Source organism: Streptomyces venezuelae, from assembly GCF_008642295.1.
Taxonomy (GTDB): domain Bacteria; phylum Actinomycetota; class Actinomycetes; order Streptomycetales; family Streptomycetaceae; genus Streptomyces; species Streptomyces venezuelae_C.
In genome coordinates, this window is record NZ_CP029190.1 from 1,579,459 (window position 1) to 1,597,322 (window position 17,864).

Annotated in this window: 14 protein-coding genes and 1 tRNA gene; 10 read left to right on the forward strand and 5 right to left on the reverse strand. The window is 74.1% G+C overall.

Features of this window, described 5'->3' with window-relative positions; all coding sequences use genetic code 11:
* Window positions 1–29: 29 nt before the first annotated feature.
* Entirely contained in the window at window positions 30–659 is a 630-nt protein-coding gene (locus DEJ50_RS06905) for an FHA domain-containing protein (RefSeq protein WP_411757582.1), read from the reverse strand.
* 124 nt (window positions 660–783) lie between these two features.
* On the opposite strand from DEJ50_RS06905, the gene treZ reads away from it, so the two are divergent.
* The gene (gene treZ / locus DEJ50_RS06910; RefSeq protein WP_150206704.1) at window positions 784–2,574 is read left to right on the forward strand and encodes a malto-oligosyltrehalose trehalohydrolase; all 1,791 of its coding nucleotides are present in this window, start codon (window positions 784–786) and stop codon (window positions 2,572–2,574) included.
* A 222-nt stretch (window positions 2,575–2,796) separates the two neighbouring features.
* On the opposite strand, the gene DEJ50_RS06915 is transcribed toward treZ, so the two are convergent.
* Window positions 2,797–3,933: an aminopeptidase P family protein gene (locus DEJ50_RS06915; protein ID WP_150206705.1), complete on the reverse strand. Its 1,137-nt coding sequence runs from the start codon at window positions 3,931–3,933 to the stop codon at window positions 2,797–2,799.
* Window positions 3,934–4,965: 1,032 nt separating this feature from the next.
* On the opposite strand from DEJ50_RS06915, the gene DEJ50_RS06920 reads away from it, so the two are divergent.
* The 6 genes from DEJ50_RS06920 (at window position 4,966) to DEJ50_RS34500 (ending at window position 9,425) form a co-directional block, all read left to right on the forward strand.
* Window positions 4,966–5,847 (forward strand): LysR family transcriptional regulator, encoded by an 882-nt coding sequence (locus DEJ50_RS06920; protein ID WP_150206706.1) that lies wholly within the window; start codon window positions 4,966–4,968, stop codon window positions 5,845–5,847.
* A 59-nt stretch (window positions 5,848–5,906) separates the two neighbouring features.
* Complete coding sequence (locus tag DEJ50_RS06925; RefSeq protein ID WP_150206707.1) at window positions 5,907–6,689, forward strand: glutamine amidotransferase-related protein; 783 nt, start codon at window positions 5,907–5,909, stop codon at window positions 6,687–6,689.
* 75 nt (window positions 6,690–6,764) lie between these two features.
* Window positions 6,765–6,837, forward strand: a tRNA-His gene (locus tag DEJ50_RS06930).
* 234 nt (window positions 6,838–7,071) lie between these two features.
* Entirely contained in the window at window positions 7,072–8,190 is a 1,119-nt protein-coding gene (locus DEJ50_RS06935; RefSeq protein WP_150206708.1) for an alpha/beta hydrolase, read from the forward strand.
* A gap of 119 nt (window positions 8,191–8,309) precedes the next feature.
* The gene (locus DEJ50_RS06940; RefSeq protein WP_150206709.1) at window positions 8,310–8,525 is read left to right on the forward strand and encodes a hypothetical protein; all 216 of its coding nucleotides are present in this window, start codon (window positions 8,310–8,312) and stop codon (window positions 8,523–8,525) included.
* Window positions 8,526–8,636: 111 nt separating this feature from the next.
* Window positions 8,637–9,425: a helix-turn-helix domain-containing protein gene (locus DEJ50_RS34500; protein WP_150211962.1), complete on the forward strand. Its 789-nt coding sequence runs from the start codon at window positions 8,637–8,639 to the stop codon at window positions 9,423–9,425.
* A gap of 56 nt (window positions 9,426–9,481) precedes the next feature.
* Here DEJ50_RS34500 and DEJ50_RS06950 read toward each other — a convergent pair whose 3' ends face one another.
* The 3 genes from DEJ50_RS06950 to DEJ50_RS06960 form a co-directional block, all read right to left on the reverse strand.
* The gene (locus DEJ50_RS06950; RefSeq protein ID WP_223837637.1) at window positions 9,482–9,970 is read right to left on the reverse strand and encodes a hypothetical protein; all 489 of its coding nucleotides are present in this window, start codon (window positions 9,968–9,970) and stop codon (window positions 9,482–9,484) included.
* Window positions 9,971–10,127: 157 nt separating this feature from the next.
* Window positions 10,128–12,191, reverse strand: coding sequence for a phosphocholine-specific phospholipase C (locus DEJ50_RS06955; RefSeq protein ID WP_150206711.1), 2,064 nt, complete (start codon window positions 12,189–12,191; stop codon window positions 10,128–10,130).
* A 229-nt stretch (window positions 12,192–12,420) separates the two neighbouring features.
* Window positions 12,421–12,642: an MbtH family protein gene (locus DEJ50_RS06960; protein WP_150206712.1), complete on the reverse strand. Its 222-nt coding sequence runs from the start codon at window positions 12,640–12,642 to the stop codon at window positions 12,421–12,423.
* A 184-nt stretch (window positions 12,643–12,826) separates the two neighbouring features.
* Here DEJ50_RS06960 and DEJ50_RS06965 point away from each other — a divergent pair, with 184 nt between their 5' ends.
* From DEJ50_RS06965 to DEJ50_RS06975, 3 genes are read left to right on the forward strand one after another with little or no spacing between them, the layout of a single operon-like run.
* Window positions 12,827–15,235: a lantibiotic dehydratase gene (locus DEJ50_RS06965; RefSeq protein ID WP_150206713.1), complete on the forward strand. Its 2,409-nt coding sequence runs from the start codon at window positions 12,827–12,829 to the stop codon at window positions 15,233–15,235.
* Window positions 15,235–16,794, forward strand: coding sequence for an amino acid adenylation domain-containing protein (locus DEJ50_RS06970; RefSeq protein WP_150206714.1), 1,560 nt, complete (start codon window positions 15,235–15,237; stop codon window positions 16,792–16,794). Before DEJ50_RS06965 ends, DEJ50_RS06970 begins: the two co-directional genes overlap by 1 nt.
* Window positions 16,791–17,774, forward strand: a complete 984-nt coding sequence (locus DEJ50_RS06975; RefSeq protein ID WP_150206715.1) for a threonine/serine dehydratase — start codon at window positions 16,791–16,793, stop codon at window positions 17,772–17,774. The genes DEJ50_RS06970 and DEJ50_RS06975 overlap by 4 nt, the downstream gene beginning before the upstream one ends.
* Window positions 17,775–17,864 lie beyond the last annotated feature (90 nt).

Consider the following 17,864-nt stretch of genomic DNA (forward strand, 5'->3'; position numbering starts at 1 on the left):
CGGCCGGGGGTCCGCCCCGCGCGACCGCGCTACGAAGCGGCCAGGCGGAACGCCATGCGGCCGAAGGCGACCTGGTCGCCGGCGCGGACCACCGCGGAGCCGAGGACCCGTCGCCCGTTGACGGTCGTACCGTTGGTCGAGCCCAGGTCCCGCAGCACCCACAGGCCGTCCCGCAGGCTCAGCTCGGCATGACTGCGGGAGACCGTCTCATGGCTGAGCCGCAGGCCGTTGCCGGGGTCCCGGCCGATCTTCAGGGTCTCGCCGCCCGCCATCGGCAGCAGCAGCTTCGGCAGCCGCTCCGCGTGCCAGGCGCGGCGGACGCCGACGCCCACCGCCGAGAGCCGCCCCACCCAGCCGAACAGCCGCCCGGTCCAGGAGCCGTGCTCGCCGTGCGGACTCCGGTCGCCGTACGGGCGGTACGGTACGGCGACCTCGCCGGGCCGGGCCGCGAGGTCGGCGGTGAGCACCGCCAGGTCCTCGGACCGCCGGGCCACCAGCGCGAGTTCCATCCGGCGCATGAAGGTGTCGTGCGACAGCTTGCCCTCCGCCGCGCCCTCCCGGAGCTGGACGAGCACCCGGTCGCGATCGGCGTCGGAGAGCCGCAGCGCAGGATGCACGGGAGGCACCGGGTGCACAGGAAACTCAAAACTCGACGTCACAGGGTGATTGTCGGCCCGTCGGGGCCGGAGTGTCCAGAACTGCCCCGCCCGGCCCGGGATGATGGGCTGTGAATGCCGGTCACCGCCGGCCCCGCCGACGCCGCCCACGACGAGGAGACCGTCCGTGCAGTTCGAGGTGTGGGCGCCGCATGCTGCGGCGCGCGTGGACATGCAGCTCAACGAGGTCGTGTACCCGATGGAGCGCGACACGGATCCGAAGCGGGCCGGCTGGTGGCGGGCCGATGCCCCGGCCGGGGACGGGGACCGGTACGGGTTCCTGCTCGACGACGATCCCGTCGTCCGCCCCGATCCGCGCGGCCGGCGGCTGCCGGACGGCCCGGACGGCCTCTCCGCGGTGGCCGACCCCGCCGCTGCCTGGCCGGCTGCGGCGTCCGAGCCGCCGCCCCGGGTCCGGCTCCAGGACGCGGTCCTGTACGAGCTGCACATCGGCACGTTCACCCCGGAAGGCACCTTCGACGCGGCAGCCGACCGCCTCGGCCACCTGGTCTCGCTGGGCGTCACGCATGTGGAGCTGATGCCGGTCTGCCCGTTCCCCGGCCGGCACGGCTGGGGGTACGACGGGGTGGCGCCGTGGGCGGTCCACGAGCCGTACGGCGGCCCGGCCGGGCTGGCCCGGTTCGTGGCCGCGGCGCACGGGCACGGGCTGGGGGTGGTGCTGGACGTGGTCCACAACCACCTCGGCCCCTCGGGCAACCACCTCCCGGCCTTCGGGCCCTATTTCACGGACACGCACCGCACCCCGTGGGGTGCGGCGGTCAACCTGGACGCGGCCGGCTCCGACGAGGTCCGGGCGTACCTCATCGGCAGCGCCCTGGCCTGGCTGCGGGACTACCGGATCGACGGCCTCCGCCTGGACGCGGTGCATGCGCTGGCCGACGACCGGGCGCTGACCTTCCTGGAGGAGCTGTCGCAGGCGGTGGACGAGCTGGCCGCGGAGACCGGCCGCCCGCTGTTCCTGATCGCCGAGTCCGACCGGTGCGACCCGCGGACCACCACCCCGCGGAGCCAGGCTGGGACGGGTGGCGCCGACGGGGTCGGCGGACTCGGCCTGCACGCCCAGTGGAACGACGACTTCCACCATGCCCTGCACTGTGCGCTGACCGGCGAATCCCAGGGCTACTACGCCGACTTCGCACAGACGCCGCTGGCCGCCCTCGCCAAGACCATGACCCGGGTGTTCTTCCACGACGGCACCTGGTCCTCCTTCCGGGGCCGCACCCACGGCCGCCCGGTCGACCGGCGCCGCACGCCGGCGCACCGCTTCCTGGGGTACGCCCAGACCCACGACCAGATCGGCAACCGGGCGCTGGGCGACCGGCTTTCCGGCAGCCTGCCGCCCGGACTGCTGGCCTGCGCCGCGGCGCTGGTGCTCACCGGGCCGTTCGTACCGATGCTGTTCATGGGTGAGGAGTGGGGTGCGCGGACGCCCTGGCAGTACTTCACCGACCATCCGGATCCTGCGCTGGCAGAGGCCGTACGGGCGGGCCGGCGGCGGGAGTTCGCCGCACACGGGTGGGTGGCGGAGGAGGTCCCGGACCCGCAGGACGCGGCCACCCGCGAGCGGTCCTGCCTGGACTGGTCCGAGCCGGACCGCCCGGAACACGAACGGCTGCTGGCCTGGTACCGCACGCTGATCGCACTGCGCCGCACCCAGCCGGACCTGCGGGACCCGGACCTGGGCGCGGTGCGGGTCGCCTTCGACGAGGAGCGCCGCTGGCTGAGCTTCCGGCGCGGGGACGTCCGGGTGGCGGTGAACCTGTCGGCGGACCCGGTGACCATCGCGCTGGGCCGGAACGGGGTCCGGGTGCTGGCCGCCTGGAAGCCGGTGGATCACCCGGGCCCGGACGGCCGGATCCACCTGCCGGGCGCATCGGCGGTGGTCCTGGGGCCGTAGCGGGGGCCGGGGCGGGGCGGGGGTGTGGACTGCGCGGGGTGCGGGGGCGGGGGGCGCGGGTGCACGGATGTGGTCGGTGAGCGGCGGCCCGGGAGTCCCCTGTGCCCCCGGGCCGCCGCACACCCCCTCGCCCTCCAGACCACCGATTGCGCCGATTCGGTTGCCCGGCGCGGCGATGATTTCCAGCCGTTCCGCAGCGGACGCCGGTCGGCTCCGCTCGACTCAGTCGACGAGGGCAAGCTCCCGCGGCGCATGGTTGAGGCGCCGGCCGGTCCCCTCCCCCGTGACGGTGACGATGTCCTCGATCCGCACGCCGAAGCGGCCCGGGAGGTAGATCCCAGGCTCGATCGAGAAGCACATGCCGGGCAGCAGCGGCTGCTCCTCGCCCTCCACCAGGTAGGGCGGCTCGTGCGTGGTCACCCCGATGCCGTGCCCGGTGCGGTGGATGAAGCGGTCCCCGTACCCGCCGTCCGTGATCACCGCGCGGGCCACCCGGTCCACGTCCTGGCAGGTCGCGCCGGGCCGCACCGCCTCGAACGCGGCCTGCTGGGCCTCGCGTACGAGGTCGTGCACCCGCTGTTCCTCGGCGGTCGGCTCGCCGCCGACGTGCACGGTGCGGGAGATGTCCGAGCCGTAGCCGTGCTTGAGCCCGCCGAAGTCGAGGACGACCGTGTCGCCGCGCTCGATGACCCGGTCGCCCGCCTCATGGTGCGGGTTGGCCCCGTTGGGGCCGGAGCCGACCACGGTGAAGTCCACCTGCGCATGGCCGTGGGCACGCAGCAGGGCGGCGAGATCGGCGGCCACCTCCGTCTCCCGGCGGCCGGCGAAGCGTACGCCGAGGATCTCCCCGTACGCGGCATCCGCCGCCGCGCCCGCCGCGGCCAGCCGCTCCAGTTCCCGGGCGTCCTTGACGGCCCGCAGCAGGGGCAGGGCTTCGGTCAGGGCGACATGGGTCGTCTCGGGCAACTCCCGGCGGAGGCCGAGGAGATGGAGGGCCCAGGTGTTGTCGCTCACCCCGAAGCGGCCATGGGCGTCGAGCAGCGGGGCGGTGACCTCGTACGGGTTCTTCCCGTCGGTCCACTCCCGCAGCGCCAGGGCCCCGGCCCCGGCCGCCGCGGCGGCGTCGGGCGCCTCGAGCGCGGGCACGACGAGCGTCGGCTGCTGCCCGGCGGCGAGCACGAGCACGGTGAGCCGCTCGGTGTCGACCGGCCGGTACCCGGTGAGATGGACGAGGTCGGGCCCGGGCGCAATGAGCAACCCGTCAAGCCCGGCCGCGGCGGCGGCCTGGGCGGCTGCGGCCATACGGGCTGCGTAGTCGGCGGCGGTGAAGGGCGCGGGTGCGGAGTCGTCGTGGACCATGCCGGCATCCTTACCCACCGGGGTGGGCCGGGCCCGGGATTTTTCGTCCCGGGGGCGGGACACGCGGGACGCTCGCACGGCCGAAGACGCCGACCGGGCCGCCCGACGGCGGAGCGGGGGCCGACCCGCCCACAGGGCGGGGCGGGTACGCGGGACGTATGGGGGGCCGAAGGCGACAACCGGGCCGACCCGGCCGACCGGCCGCATATGCCTGCGCGCAGGGCCACCGCCGGCAGGGCCGGAGGCACGTGCCCGGGCCGCCCGACGGCGCAGCCCAATACGCGGCGCAGCCAGGGCCGGGGCCGACGCGCCCACAGGGCGGGACGGATCAGGCGTGGCGTTCGCGGGGGCCGAAGGCAACAGCCAGGCAGACCCGGCCGGCCGACCGGCCGCATACGCCTGCGCGCAGGGCCACCGCCGGCAGGGCCGGAGGCACGTGCCCGGGCCGCCCGACGGCGCAGCCCAATACGCGGCGCAGCCAGGGCCGGGGCCGACGCGCCCACAGGGCGGGACGGATCAGGCCTGGCGTTCGCGGGGGCCGAAGGCAACAGCCAGGCAGACCCGGCCGACCGACCGGCCGCATATGCCTGCGCGCAGGGCCACCGCCGGCAGGGCCGGAGGCACGTGCCCGGGCCGCCCGACGGCGGAGCGCCGGGGAGGCAGAACGACCGCGGAGACGGCGCAGCCCGGGCGGCGGGCCGGCAGGACGGGGCGGAACAGGTGGGTCGGCCGCGGGGCCGAAGGCGACAGCCAAGCGGACCCGGCCGACTGGCCGGCCTTGTCCGGGCGCAGGACCGCCCTCGGCAAGGCCGAAGACACGTACCCGGGCCGCTCGGGCCGCCCGACGGCACAGCCGGACACGCGCCACAGCCGAATACGCGGCGCAGTCGGGACCGGCGCAGCCCGACACGCGGCGCAGCCAGGGCCGGCGTAGCCAGAGCGGCACGGCCGGGGCCGGCTGGCCCGCGGGGGGTGTGGGCGCGGGTCGGTGGGCTGCGGAGGCGCGCGCCGGCGAACGGCATGCTGGGGGCCATGGATCCGCATCTGCTCCGGACCTTTGTCGCCGTCGTGCGGCTCGGGTCCTTCTCCGCCGCCGCCCGCGAGCTCGGCTACACCCAGTCCGCCGTCTCGCAGCACATCGCCGCCCTGGAGGGTGACCTCCGCGCCGAGTTGCTGACCCGGCGCCCGGTCGGGCCGACGGTCGCCGGGGCGCGGCTGCTGGAGCACGCCGGGCCGCTCCTCCTCCGGCTGGATGCCGCGCGGGCCGATGTGCTGCGGCTGGCCGCCGCGCCGCCGGAGGAGGTGACCGTCGCCGCCTCGCCGCTCGCCGTCGGGCCGCGGCTGCTCGCCGCACTGCCCCCGACCGGGGTGACCCTCCGGGTGATGGCCCCCGCCGCCGTACCGGCCGCCGTCGCCACCGGCGGCTGCGATCTCGGCCTGGTCGACGGCCCCGCCGCCCCCAGCGATCCGCTGCGGCTGCCGGACGTGGCCCCGCTGGCCGTCGCCGGCCTCGGCGAGGAGGAGCTCGCCGTGCTGCTCCCGGCCGGCCACCCCTTTGCCGCCCGTACCGCCGTCCGGCTGGACGACCTCGCCGACGCGCGCTGGCTGGACGCCCCCGAGGCCGGGATCCCGCTGGCCGCCGTACGCGCGGTCACCGGTTCGCCCGGGCCGCGCCCCGCCCTGCGCTACGACGGTACGGATCTGCACGCGCTGTGCGCCCTGGCCGCCGCCGGGCACGGCCTGGCCCTGCTGCCGCGCCGGGTGGCGGAATCGGCCGGCGCGGGGGTGGCCGTACCACTGGCCGCGCCGCGCCTGGTGCACCGTACGGAGCTGCTCTCGCCCGGCGCCCTGACCGGTACGGGTTCCGGCGCGGCTGCCGCCCTGGCCGCCCGCCTGACCCATCAGCAACACTGATGGACCCTCCATGAATCATCGTTGGACGTGAACACACCATCCCGCCCACGATGATCCCCATGACCACCACCGCACACACCACGCACGCCCTCGCCGCGCGGATCGCACTCGTCGGCGACCGCTCCCCGCACGTCGCCTCCCACACCCGCATCCCCCACCTCCTCGACTCCCTCGCCGCCCGCGACGGTCTCGTCCTCGACGCGTACTGGATCCCCACCGGTGACGCCCTCGCGGAGGCGGAGTCCGGCGCACTGGCCGGCTTCGACGCCGTGTGGGTGCTGCCCGGCAGCCCGTACGCCAGCGAGGCCGGGGCGCTCGCCGCCATCCGGACCGCCCGCGAGCAGGGCATTCCCTTCCTCGGCACCTGCGGGGGCTTCCAGCACGCCCTGCTGGAGTACGCCCGCAACGTCTGCGGGCTGGCCGGCGCCGCGCACGCCGAGAACGACCCGGCGGCCACCGACCCGCTGATCGCGCCGCTCGCCTGCTCGCTCGTGGGGCACGAGGGCGTGGTCCGGGCCGAGCCGGGCTCGCTCGCCGAGCGCGTGCTGGGCGCGGAGCGCTCCGTGGAGCGGTACCACTGCAACTACGGGCCCGACGCCCACCACCTGCCCGCCCTCGCCGCGCGGGGACTGCGCCTGTCCGGACACGACGAGAGCGGCCAGGTCCGGATGGCGGAGCTGCCCGGGCACCCCTTCTTCCTGGCGACCCTCTTCCAGCCGGAGCTGTCCGGGGACGGCAGCCGCCCGCACCCGGCGGTCCGGGCCCTGGCGGAGGCGGCCGTGGCCCGCGCGGCCAGCCGAGCCGCAGATACGCAGGCCGGGACGGGTTCCGTCGCCGGATAACCCGTCGCAGGAGCACCCCGCTGATCCGCTATGCTGTGCGTGCACATCGAGAGGGTGGTTTCGCCGCCCTTCGTGGTGGGTGTAGCTCAGCTGGTAGAGCACCTGGTTGTGGTCCAGGTGGCCGCGGGTTCGAGTCCCGTCACTCACCCTGTGATCCCGTAGGGGGTACGAGGTTTTCCTCGTACCCCCTACGGGCTTTTCCGCGGCCCGCCCCGACCCGGAGTCCGGGTCCCGCGGCGCGGGCCTGGCAAGATCAGGACCATGACGAGCGATATCCGGCCCCCGATCACCGCTCCCGCACGCACCGCACCCGTACGCACCACCCCCTCGCGCACCGCTCCCGTACGCACCGCTCCCGCGCGCGGCCCGGTGGGCTGACCCGGTGTCCATCGGCGCCTGGCCGACCCTGGCCCTGTCGATCGCGGTGGCCTGCGCGGTGTTCGCCGTCACGGTCTGGTCCTGGCCCCGCCTGTCCGGGCCGGGCATCCGGAACATCCTCGGCCGCATCGGGCTCCAGCTGGCGATCACCCTGACCATGGGCGTGCCACTGCTGCTGGCGGTGAACTCCTCGTACGGGTTCTACGCCTCCTGGGGCGATCTGCTGGCCCTGGCCCGCGACGACCGGGCCGGCGCGGGCTCCGCCCCGGCGGGGCGGGACGGCGTACGGGTCCACGGCACCCACTCCTGGCGCTACCTGAACTCCACCGACCCGGCGGTGATCGGCCGGATCGACGCCGTGACGGTACGGGGCGCCCGGAGCGGCATCTCGGCCCCGGCCTACGTCTACCTGCCCCCGGAGTACCTGCGCGCCTCCGCGGCGGACCGCAGGCGCTTCCCGGTGGCGGTGACCCTGAGCGGGTACCCGAGCACCACCCGGGTCCTGATCGACCTGTTCAAGTACCCCCAGCACGCCCTGGACGGGGTCCGGTCGGGCGCGATGCGCCCAGCGGTGCTGGTGATGCTGACCCCCACGGTGGCCCCGCCCCGGGACACGGAATGCGTGGACGTCCCGAAGGGCCCCCAGACGGAGACCTTCTTCGCGGACGACCTCCCGGCGGCGATCGCCTCCCACTACGGCCTCACCGAGGACCCCCGGGCCTGGGGCGTGATGGGCAACTCGGTGGGCGGCTACTGCGCCCTCAAACTGGCCCTGCGCAAACCGGACTCGTACCGCGCGGCGGCCGGCCTGTCGGCCAACTACGAGGCGGCCGAGGACCCGACGACGGGCAACCTCTTCGGCGGCAACGCCCAGTACCGCCGCGAGAACGACCTCCTCTGGCGCCTGAAGCACGTGCCCCAGCCCCCGGTCTCCCTGCTGGTGGCGAGCAGCCTGAAGGGCGAACACCAGTACCCGGACACGGTGAAGTTCATCAACTCGGTCACCTGGCCGGCCCGCGTCTCCTCGATCATCCTCCCCACGGGCGGCCACAACTACGAAACCTGGGGCCGCGAAACCAAACCGGCCCTGCAATGGCTGGTCTCCCGCCTCCACACGCCGTAGGGCGGAGGATCGGATCGGTACGGATCGGTACGGACGAACGGACCTGAACGCGACGGGCCCAACAGTGGACGCATGTCACCGAGCCCAAGCCCGCGCTCTCGTGCCGAAGGGATGACCGAATGACTTCCGCATCCGTCCGAACTGCCCTGGTCCTGTTGTCCATTGCGGTGGCCTTGATGACGGCCGTGCTGGCCGGCGCCGCTGCCGGCTGTCTCGCCCGCCGGGACCGGGCCACCTACCCTGCGGCGCTGTCCCGGGCGGGGGCGGCCTTCGCAGCCACCCTCGGCCTGGCCGCCGCACTCACCGCCGCCCTCGCCGCGGTGACCGGCGGCTGACGGCTGCTCTCTGATCATGGCCACCCGGGACGGGAAGCCCGTAGGGTTCAAGAGCCGCACCTGGAACAAGAATCCGACTGAACCGGAAGCGGGATGCTGATGAGCGAGAGCATGTCCGCCCTCCCGGCGCAGGGGCCGGGTGAGGGAGAAGCCCTGGCCGTGTTGAAGCGCCGGCTTCGCCGCCTTCGCGTGGAGCGAGGACTCAGCATGGCGGGGCTGGCGCTCCGCGCCAGTCTGGGGAGGACCACGGCGAGCCAGGCCCTCAACGGGGCCGCCATCCCCAGCGAACCGACGCTCGTCTCCCTGGCGAAGGCTCTCAGGACATCCCCGGAACCCTTCCTTGAACTCCGGTCCGCTGCGCTCGCGCAGGCCGGCGGCGTGCCGAAGGTCGCGAACGCCGCGACGCCGCCCGACCGCCCGAGGCAGGAAACCAGGTTCACCTTCGACTACCTCGCCCAACGCCCGACCAGCCTCCTACGCACCCTGCACGACAAACTGCGGCTTTCACACGTCGTCGGGCTGAGGATCCGCACGGTGGACATCTTCCAGTCCTGGGACGTCGAGGACCCCGAACTCCCGGCCCGCTCGGCGCAGTACGCGGACGAGTGCCTGGAGTCCATGCCCTTGATCCAGAACGTGGACGAGGCGGCCGAGGCCCTTCTGCTGGTGGCCGCACTGAGCGAGCTGAACGAATCCCGGTCCGCCCGGGACAGAGCTCACGCGAGCGTGCGGGACGACATCGACGGCTGTGCCATGGTGTTCCTGGACGGCTTCGGCATCGACTCGGTGCACTTCTTCAACGTACGGTCGGTTGTCGGTTCGGAATTGGCCGGAAAAAGCCCGCCCTGGCACAAGCTCAACGAAATCCGCTCCGACCTGGCCGAAATCTGGCCCCGCTGACCCGCCCCACCGCGCGGTCCCCCGTGCCGCCCGAGGATGCCCGTCGGGCGGGTGGATCACAAAAGGCCGAAGAACCGTGTCCACCAGGTGGGCCGTGCGGTGAAGTGCTCCAGCGCGCTGGGGCCCTTGTAGTCGCTCTCCAGCAGTTCTTCGGGGACGCTCACATAGCCCAGGTCGGCCAGCGCCCGCTCCACGGTAGCCAGGTCCCCGAGGTCCAGCGCCCCCTCCTCGTGGGCCTCCTCCGTGCCGAGGAAGGCCCCCGGATTGTCGGCGCAGACCTCGGCGAGGGAGCCGAATTTGCTCACGCAGACCACGATCCGCGTCCCGCAGACCGTCGCTTCCGCGGGGATACGGACGCGCCCGTACTCGCTGGATTCCTGGGTGTCCCGCTCGGACTCGCACGGGACCCCGAAGTCCGCTTCGAGCTGGCGCACCAGCCCGCCGAACTTGAGGCCGGTCGCCGCACGGTCGTAGTGCAGCGACCGTTCCAGCCGTTCGGGGTCATCGAGTTCGCGCAGGAGGGCCAGCAGTTCAGTCTCGCTCATCGCCATCCGCACATCCTGCCTCTCGGCGGGCGGGAGCGGAGAGACAGGGGCCGTCGTCCTGTTCGGGCGGTGGATGCCTCTGTGGCCCGGGGCTGTACTGACACACACCGCCGCCGCTGGGGAGGTGACTGCCCCGGCGGCGGCGGTGCGGGGGGTGTTAGAGCGTCTTGATTGCTGGGTCCGAGATGCCCGGGGCGCCCGTTTCCACGTGGCCCGCGAAGCGGCGGAGGAAGGTGGCGTCGAGGTCGGAGACGACCGTGACGTCGTACCAGCGGGCGGTGGTGCGGAGGTCGACCGTGTGGGTGGTGGTCGAGCCGGCGCCGACGCGGAGGGTCGGGGATGTGCCGCCGTAGGCGTTGGTGATTTTCAGGTTGACGGCGGTGGTGCCGCCGTTCTTCAGGGTGAGCACGAGGTTGCCGGTGGTGGCGTCATGGCGGGCCGTGACCTCGGGGCCGGTCTTCTTCGTCGGGCCGCGGAAGGTGCGCAGGAAGCCGTTCGGGCCCCAGACGGTCAGGTTGATCTGGTTGCCGGTGGAGCTGCTGGTGCTCCAGGTGTCCGAGAGGGTCTTCCCCGCCTCGACCGTGTAGGGCCAGGGGCCGTCCGTGCGGTTGCCCGAGGTGATGTGGAAGTGGGCTCCGAGGGCCGGCCCGGAGGAGAAGGTGAGGGTGAACTTGCCGGTGGAGGTGGTGCGGGTGCCGTCCACGTACGGGGCGTAGCCCAGGGCCCGGGAGGGCTTCGAGCCGGCCTCCTGGCGCGGGAGGGTGCCGGTGGCGGGCGGGGTGGGGACGTAGGACGGGTGCCGGTCGTGGTCCGGCGGGAGGTATCCGGAGGTGCCGGGCAGGGCGGCGGGGGTGGTGTCGGCCCGGCTGAAGTCGAAGGCCGAGGTCAGGTCGCCGCAGACCGCGCGGCGCCACGGCGATATGTGGGGCTCGGCGACGCCGAAGCGCTGTTCCATGAAGCGGATGATCGAGGTGTGGTCGAAGGTTTCGGAGCAGACGAAACCTCCCTTGCTCCACGGCGAGACGACGATCATCGGGACCCGGGGGCCGAGGCCGTACGGGCCGGCGGCGTAGCCGGACACAGTGCCCTTGTACAGGTCCCCGGTGACATCGGCCGTCGAGAGGCCCCAGGCCGCCGAGGCCGGCGGGTACGGCGGCACGACGTGGTCGAAGAAGCCGTCGTTCTCGTCGTAGGTGATGAAGAAGGCCGTCTTGGCCCAGACGTCGGGGTTGGCCGTGAGCGCGTCCAGGACCTGGGAGATGTACCAGGCGCCGAAGTTCACCGGCCAGTTGGAGTGCTCGCTGAACGCCTCGGGCGCGGCGATCCAGGAGACCTTCGGCAGGGTGCCGGCCGTGACGTCGGCGCGGAGCCTGTCGAACAGGCCCTCGCCCGCCTTGGCGTTGGTGCCGGTGCGGGCCTTCTCGTAGAGCGGGCTGCCCGGCTGGGCGTTGCGGAAGGAGTTGAAGTAGAGGAGGGAGTTGTCGCCGTAGTTGCCGCGGAAGGCATCGTTGATCCAGCCCCAGTGGCCGGCCGCGTTCAGCCCGTCGCCGATGTCCTGGTAGACCTTCCAGGAGATGCCTGCGGCCTCCAGGCGCTCGGGGTAGGTGGTCCAGCCGTAGCCCAGTTCCTGGTTGCCCATGACCGGGCCGCCGCCGGTGCCGTCGTTGCCCGTGTAACCCGTCCACATGTAGTAGCGGTTGGGGTCGGTGGCGCCGATGAAGCTGCAGTGGTAGGCGTCGCAGACGGTGAAGGCGTCCGCCAGGGCGAAGTGGAAGGGCATGTCCTGGCGGGTCATGTACGCCATGGTGTTGGCGGTCTTCGCCGGCACCCACTTGTCGTACTTGCCGTTGTTGTAGGCCTTCTGGCCGCCGGCCCAGTCGTGATTGAGGCCCGTCAGGAACTGCATGCCGAGGTCCTCCGCGTCCGGGTGGAACGGGAGGATGTCCTTGGTGCCGCTGGACTGGTGGAAGACGGGCTTGCCGTTGTCGAGGAGAACCGGGCGCGGGTCGCCGAAGCCGCGTACGCCCTTCATGGTGCCGAAGTAGTGGTCGAAGGAACGGTTCTCCTGCATCAGGACGACGATGTGCTCCACGTCCTGGATGGTGCCGGTACTGCCCTGCGCCGGGATGGCGGCAGCCCGGGCGATGCTCCCGGAGAGCGCGGCGAAGGCGGCGGTACCGCCCGCCATCTGCAAGAACCGGCGACGATTGACTTCTGCCATGGTGGCGACCTCTGCGGGTATCGGGGCGGCGGCGAGGGGCGCCCCAAGGAGAGCGCGCCCGGCGTACGGGCCGTTGGCCATGCCATGACCTGCGGTCGTACGCCCGGCCAACGGCTCGCCCCGGCACCGGGCAGGGGAGCCTGGGCCCTGTCGGGTCCGGCTCGCCCGTCCGGCTCGCCCGTCCGTCCCGCCGCCCGTCCGGCTCGCCCGTCCGTCTTCCCGGTCGCCGTCAGACGCTCGCGCCCGCCATCCGCCGGCGCAGGCTGCGCGGGCGCATGTCCGTCCACACCCGGGCGATGTGGTCCAGGCATTCCTGCCGGGTTCCCTCGGTGCCCTCCGCATGCCATCCGGCCGGCAGCTCCCGGTCCGTCCGCCAGATCGAGAACTGCTCCTCCTCGTTGTGGACGACCCGGTAGCGCCCGGTCTCGCTGTCCGCGTTGTTCGTGCTCATCGTTTCGGTTCCTCCCGCACTCACTCGCTCGCTCGGTCGACAGGCCCAGCGTGCCCCGCCGGCCGGGCCGGCCATAGGGACAAACGCGCAGCAGGACCGGCGGAAGACGCTGCCGCTCCTTCCCTGTCCGCCCGGCACCGCCCCCCGGCAGTGTTCGGGGCAGCCAGCCCGGAAGGAGTTCGTCATGACGGAGACGCCGCAGCTGCCGCAGCTGCCGGAAGCCCCGCACAGCCCGCACGGCCCCCAGAACGTGCAGTTGCCCAGCGGGGGGTGGCGCCTGTGGGAGCACTTCGCCCTGCGCGGACCCGGCTTCCCGGCCGAGGGGGTGCTGCGCATGGCCCCGCCGGATCTGGCGTCCGCCGCCGACAAGTTCGGACCCGCCGATCCGCTCTCCGGACCGGAGTGGGAGGCCTTCCTCGAGGCCTTCGACACGGGTGCCGTACGCACCGCCCGCCTGCTCCAGGAGATCGCCGCCTCGCCGCGCTTCCGCGCCGCGGTGGCCTGGCAGAACCCGGCCGTACTGCGCACCGGTATCGCGCCGTTCCTCAACTGGACGCCGACCGCCGCGAGCCGCAGCAGCATGCCGCGCCAGCGCGAGGAGCTCGTCGCCCACTACTGGCAGCGGTTCTGCGTGAAGAACGACACCATCGGCTTCTTCGGCCCCGTCGGCTGGGGCCGCTGGGACCTCGCCACCCGCGGGATCGCCGTGGACCCCGGCAGCCCCGGCACCGGGTTCCTCGCCGACTCCCGGGTGTACTTCGCCTCCTGGGCCGTCGACGCGCTCGCCAAATCGCTGGGCGCCGACCCCGCCCTGCTCGCCTGGATCCCGCCGCGCCGGGTCTCCTTCGTACGGGTCGCGGCGGACGGCACGGTCCGGATGCCGGGCCGGCCGCCGCAGGAGATCGGTACGACCGCCCGGACCGTACTGGAACTCTGTGACGGGACCCGGCCGGTGGCGGCGATCGCCGACGCGGCCGGTCTGACCGTGGCCGAGACCGCCGAGACGGTGACGGCCCTGGTCGCCAAGCGGTGGGTGCACTGGCGGCTGGACGTGCCGTCCGCCACCCACCCCGAGCGCGAGCTGCGGGCCATCCTGGACCGGATCGGCGACCCGGCCGTGCGCGAACCCGCGCTGGAAAAGCTGGCCGTACTGGAGCGGGGGCGCGCCGCGGTCCAGGCGGCCGGACTGGACGCCGACGCGCTGACCTCGGCGATCGGCGCGCTGGAGGCGGATTTCGCCGCACTGACCGCCACCGACGCCCAGCGCTCCAAGGGGGCCAGGACCGCGCCCTGCCGCGGCCTGGTGTACTCCGACGCCCGGCGCGCCGCAACGGCCACCCTCGGCACCGCCCTCCTCGACGAGCTGACCCCGCTCGACCTGTGCCTGACCGCGGCCCGCTGGATGACCAACCGGGTGGCCGAGCGGATCGGCGCAGGCATCCGGGAGGCGTACGAGCGGCTCGCCGCGAACGCCGACGACGGGCCGGTGGACCTGGGGTCGATGTGGATGGCCACCCTGCCGTCCCCGCATCCGCAGGCCGGCCCCATCATCGACGCCGTACAGGACGAACTGCGGGCCAAGTGGGCGGCGATCCTGGCCGTTCCGGAAGGCGCGCGCAGCGTCCGCCGCAGCTCGGCCGAGATCGCCGAGCGGGTGCGGGCGGAATTCGAGGAGCCGGGTGCCGGCTGGTCGCTGGCCCGGTACTTCAGCCCGGACGTTCTGGTGGTGGCCGAGGACCGGGAGGCGGTGGCCCGCGGCGAGTTCGAGCTGGTGCTCGGTGAGATGCACTCCGCGCTGAACACCATGGGCGCCTCCCTGTTCGTACACCAGCACCCCGACCGGAACGAGCTGATCGCCGAGGTCGACCGCGACTTCCCCGGGCCCCGGCTGCTGCCTCAGCTGCCCAAGGAGCTGCCGCTGAAGTGGTCGGCGCGCAGCCGGCCCTCCCTGGACCGGCCCGAGGACTACTACGTCGCCGTGATCGACGACACCGGCGATCCGTACCGGCCGCGCACCCTGCCCGGCGCGGACGTGGTGGTGGAGGACCGGGACGGCGCCCTGGTGGCGGTGCTGCCGGACGGCGCCGCGTTCGACCTGCTGGACGTATACGCCAACACGCTCACCCAGCGGGTCATGGACCGGTTCACGCTCCGCCCGGACGGCGAGCACACCCCGCGGATCACCATCGACAAGATGGTGGTGGCCCGCGAGACCTGGTCGGTGCCGGTGGCCGAACTCGGCTTCGCGGAGGAGAAGTCGGAGGCAAAGCGGTACGTCCGGGCCCGGCACTGGCAGGCCGGACGCGAGCTGCCCCGCTATGTGTTCGTGGTGTCCCCGACCGAACCCCGGCCGTTCTACGTGGACTTCGACAGTCCGGTGTACGTCACCATCCTCGCCAAGGCCGCGCGCAGGCTGGCCCGCAAGGACCCGGAGGCCCGGCTGAAGATCAGCGAGATGCTGCCCACTCCGGAGCAGGCGTGGCTGACCGACGACGAGGGGAACACCTTCACCTCGGAGCTCCGGTTCGTCGCCGTGGACCAGACGGCCGTCGACACCGTGGCTGCTGTCGGCCAGGGCTCCGGGGAGGCGTGATGCGCACCTTCGTCGACGAGATCGCGGCGCATGCCGCCCTCACCCCCGGCCGGGTGGCCCTGACCACCCCGGACGGCGAACTGACGTACGGCGAACTGGCCGCCCGCATCGAGGCGTTGGCCGAGGTGCTGCGGGCCCGGGGCGCCCGGCCGGAGACGGTCTGCGTGGTGGCCGTGGGGCGCGGCGCGGACGCGGTGGTGGCCACCGCGGCGGTGGTGCGGTCCGGGGCGGCCTTCCTGGTCCTGGACGTGGAGCAGCCGCCGGCCCGGCTGGCCGCGCTGGTCCGCAGCGGCGGGGCGGACCTGCTGCTGACCACCTCGGCGCTGGCCGGGCAGCTGGAGCGGCTGCCGGTGCCCGGGCGGCCGGTGCTGCTGGACCGGCCGCCCGGGCCCGAACCGGTGGCCGGCGAACCGGTGGACGCCGAACCGGTGGCCGGCGAACCGGCGGGCCCGCCGGCGGAGTCGGCCGAGGTGGACGGGCGGAGCCTCGCCTATGTCAGCCACACCTCCGGCAGCACCGGGGAGCCCAGCGCCGTCCTGGTCGAGCACCGCTCGGTGGACAACTACCTGCGCTGCGTGGCCCGCGACTACGCTCTGGGGCCGGACACGGTGGCCCTGCAGATCGCCCCGCCCGGCTACGACGCCTCCGTACGGGACACCTTCGCCCCGCTGCTGGCGGGCGGCCGGCTGGTCCTCGTACCGCGGTCGGCCCTGCTGCGGCCCGCGGAGTTCGGGGCCGCCGTGCGCGCCCACGGGGTGAACACGCTGCTGAGCGTGACCCCGTCCTTCCTGTCCTTCCTGGCCGGGCAGTCGCATGCGGCCGGGCTGCTGTCCGGACTGCGGCTGGTGGTGTCCAGCGGGGAGTCCCTGCGTCCCTTCCTGGCCGCCGGCGGGCGGGCCCTGCTGGGCAGTGCCGCGCTGGTCAACCAGTACGGACCGACCGAGTGCACCATGACCTCGACCCGGTACGCCGTCCCGGCCGACCCTGACATCACGGCGGACCTGGTCGGCACCCCGATCGACGGGGTGGTCGTACGGCTCCTCGACGCGGCCCTGGCACCGGTGCCGGACGGGGAGACCGGGGAGGTCTACCTCGGCGGGGCCGGGGTGGCCCGCGGCTACCGCGGGCTGGCGGCCCGGACCGCCGAGCGGTTCGTGCCCGACCCGCTCGGGCCGCCGGGCGCCCGGCTGTACCGGACCGGGGACCTGGCCCGGAGCGGGCCGGACGGGCTGGAATACCTGGGCCGCGGCGACCGGCAGGTGAAGATCCGCGGCTACCGGGTGGACCCGGCCGAGGTGGAGGGCGCCCTGCTGGCCCATCCCGGGGTCACCGGGGCGGTGGTCACCGCCGGCACCGACGACCAGGGCCGGGTGTTCCTGCTCGCCCACGTCACCGGCGACCTGGCGGACACTCCCGATCCCGCACTCCGCGCCCACCTCGCCACCACTCTGCCCCCGCACCTGATGCCGCGCCGGTTCGTCCGGCTGGACCGGCTGCCCACCACCCGCAGCGGAAAAGCGGACCGGCGGGCCCTGGCCGGGACGGGAGGAGGGTCATGACCGCCGCCCTCGCCACCCTGGGACCGGCCGATGTGGACGCCGCGGCCGAACGCATCACCGGTCAGGTCCGGCACACCCCGCTGCTGCCGGGACTGCCCGCGCCCGGCCGGCGGCGCAACGGCTGGGGGCTGTTGCTCAAGGCCGAACACCTCCAGCACAGCGGCTCGTTCAAGATGCGCGGGGCCGCAAACGCGGTCCTGGCGCTGGGCGCCCGGGAGATCGTCACCGGCTCCTCCGGCAACCACGGGATCGCGCTGGCCCGGCTGGCCGCCCCGCTGGGGATCCGGGTGACCGTGGTCCTCGCGGGCGGGGCGAGCCCCGCCAAGATCTCCCTGATCCGGGCGCTCGGCGGCCACACCGTCAGCGTGCCGGGCGGGGCCGCCGAACGGGACGGCCGGGCCCGGGAGCTGGCGCAGGACACCGGCGCGGTGCTGGTGCCCTCCTCCGACCACGAGCTCGTGGTCGCCGGCCAGGGCACGGTGGGCCGGGAGATCCTGGCCGACGCGCCCGACACCGAGACCGTGTACGTGCCGGCCGGCGGGGGCGGCCTGCTGGCCGGGGTCTGCCTGGCCGCCCGGAACCACCCGGTCCGGGTGGTGGGGGTCGAGCCCGCCGGCACCGACCGCTACGCCCGCTCCCTGGCCGCGGGCCGGCCGGTACGGGTACCGCCCGGGGACACCGTCGCCGACGGGCTGCGCGGCCAGCAGCCCGGGGCCGTGCCGTACCCGATCATCCGCGACCGGGTCGACGCCCTGATCGCGGTCTCCGACTCCGAGATCCTCGCCGCGGTGGCGCTGCTGCGCCGCCGGGGTGTCGAGGCCGAGCCCAGCGGAGCCGTTGCGCTGGCCGGGGCGTTGCGCGCGGGGCGGGACGGCGGCCGGGCCGTCGCCATCGTCTCCGGCGGCAACACCACCGCGGCACTGCACGCCGCCCTCGCCGCCGGACCGCGCACCGCGGGCGCCGGCGCCGGCGCCTCCTGACCACGACCGCGTACGACACGTACGACACGTACGACGCATCCGACCGCGTACGGCCGCACCCGACCGCGTACGACCGCGACCCGTCCACCA

Coding starts and splice junctions, on each gene's coding strand:
- DEJ50_RS06915 (WP_150206705.1), bottom strand. CDS start 3,933: ATGGTCCACGACGACTCCGCACCCGCGCCCTTCACCGCCGCCGACTAC.
- DEJ50_RS06920 (WP_150206706.1), top strand. CDS start 4,966: ATGGATCCGCATCTGCTCCGGACCTTTGTCGCCGTCGTGCGGCTCGGG.
- DEJ50_RS06925 (WP_150206707.1), top strand. CDS start 5,907: ATGACCACCACCGCACACACCACGCACGCCCTCGCCGCGCGGATCGCA.
- DEJ50_RS06940 (WP_150206709.1), top strand. CDS start 8,310: ATGACTTCCGCATCCGTCCGAACTGCCCTGGTCCTGTTGTCCATTGCG.
- DEJ50_RS34500 (WP_150211962.1), top strand. CDS start 8,637: ATGTCCGCCCTCCCGGCGCAGGGGCCGGGTGAGGGAGAAGCCCTGGCC.
- DEJ50_RS06950 (WP_223837637.1), bottom strand. CDS start 9,970: ATGAGCGAGACTGAACTGCTGGCCCTCCTGCGCGAACTCGATGACCCC.
- DEJ50_RS06955 (WP_150206711.1), bottom strand. CDS start 12,191: ATGGCAGAAGTCAATCGTCGCCGGTTCTTGCAGATGGCGGGCGGTACC.
- DEJ50_RS06960 (WP_150206712.1), bottom strand. CDS start 12,642: ATGAGCACGAACAACGCGGACAGCGAGACCGGGCGCTACCGGGTCGTC.
- DEJ50_RS06965 (WP_150206713.1), top strand. CDS start 12,827: ATGACGGAGACGCCGCAGCTGCCGCAGCTGCCGGAAGCCCCGCACAGC.
- DEJ50_RS06970 (WP_150206714.1), top strand. CDS start 15,235: ATGCGCACCTTCGTCGACGAGATCGCGGCGCATGCCGCCCTCACCCCC.
- DEJ50_RS06975 (WP_150206715.1), top strand. CDS start 16,791: ATGACCGCCGCCCTCGCCACCCTGGGACCGGCCGATGTGGACGCCGCG.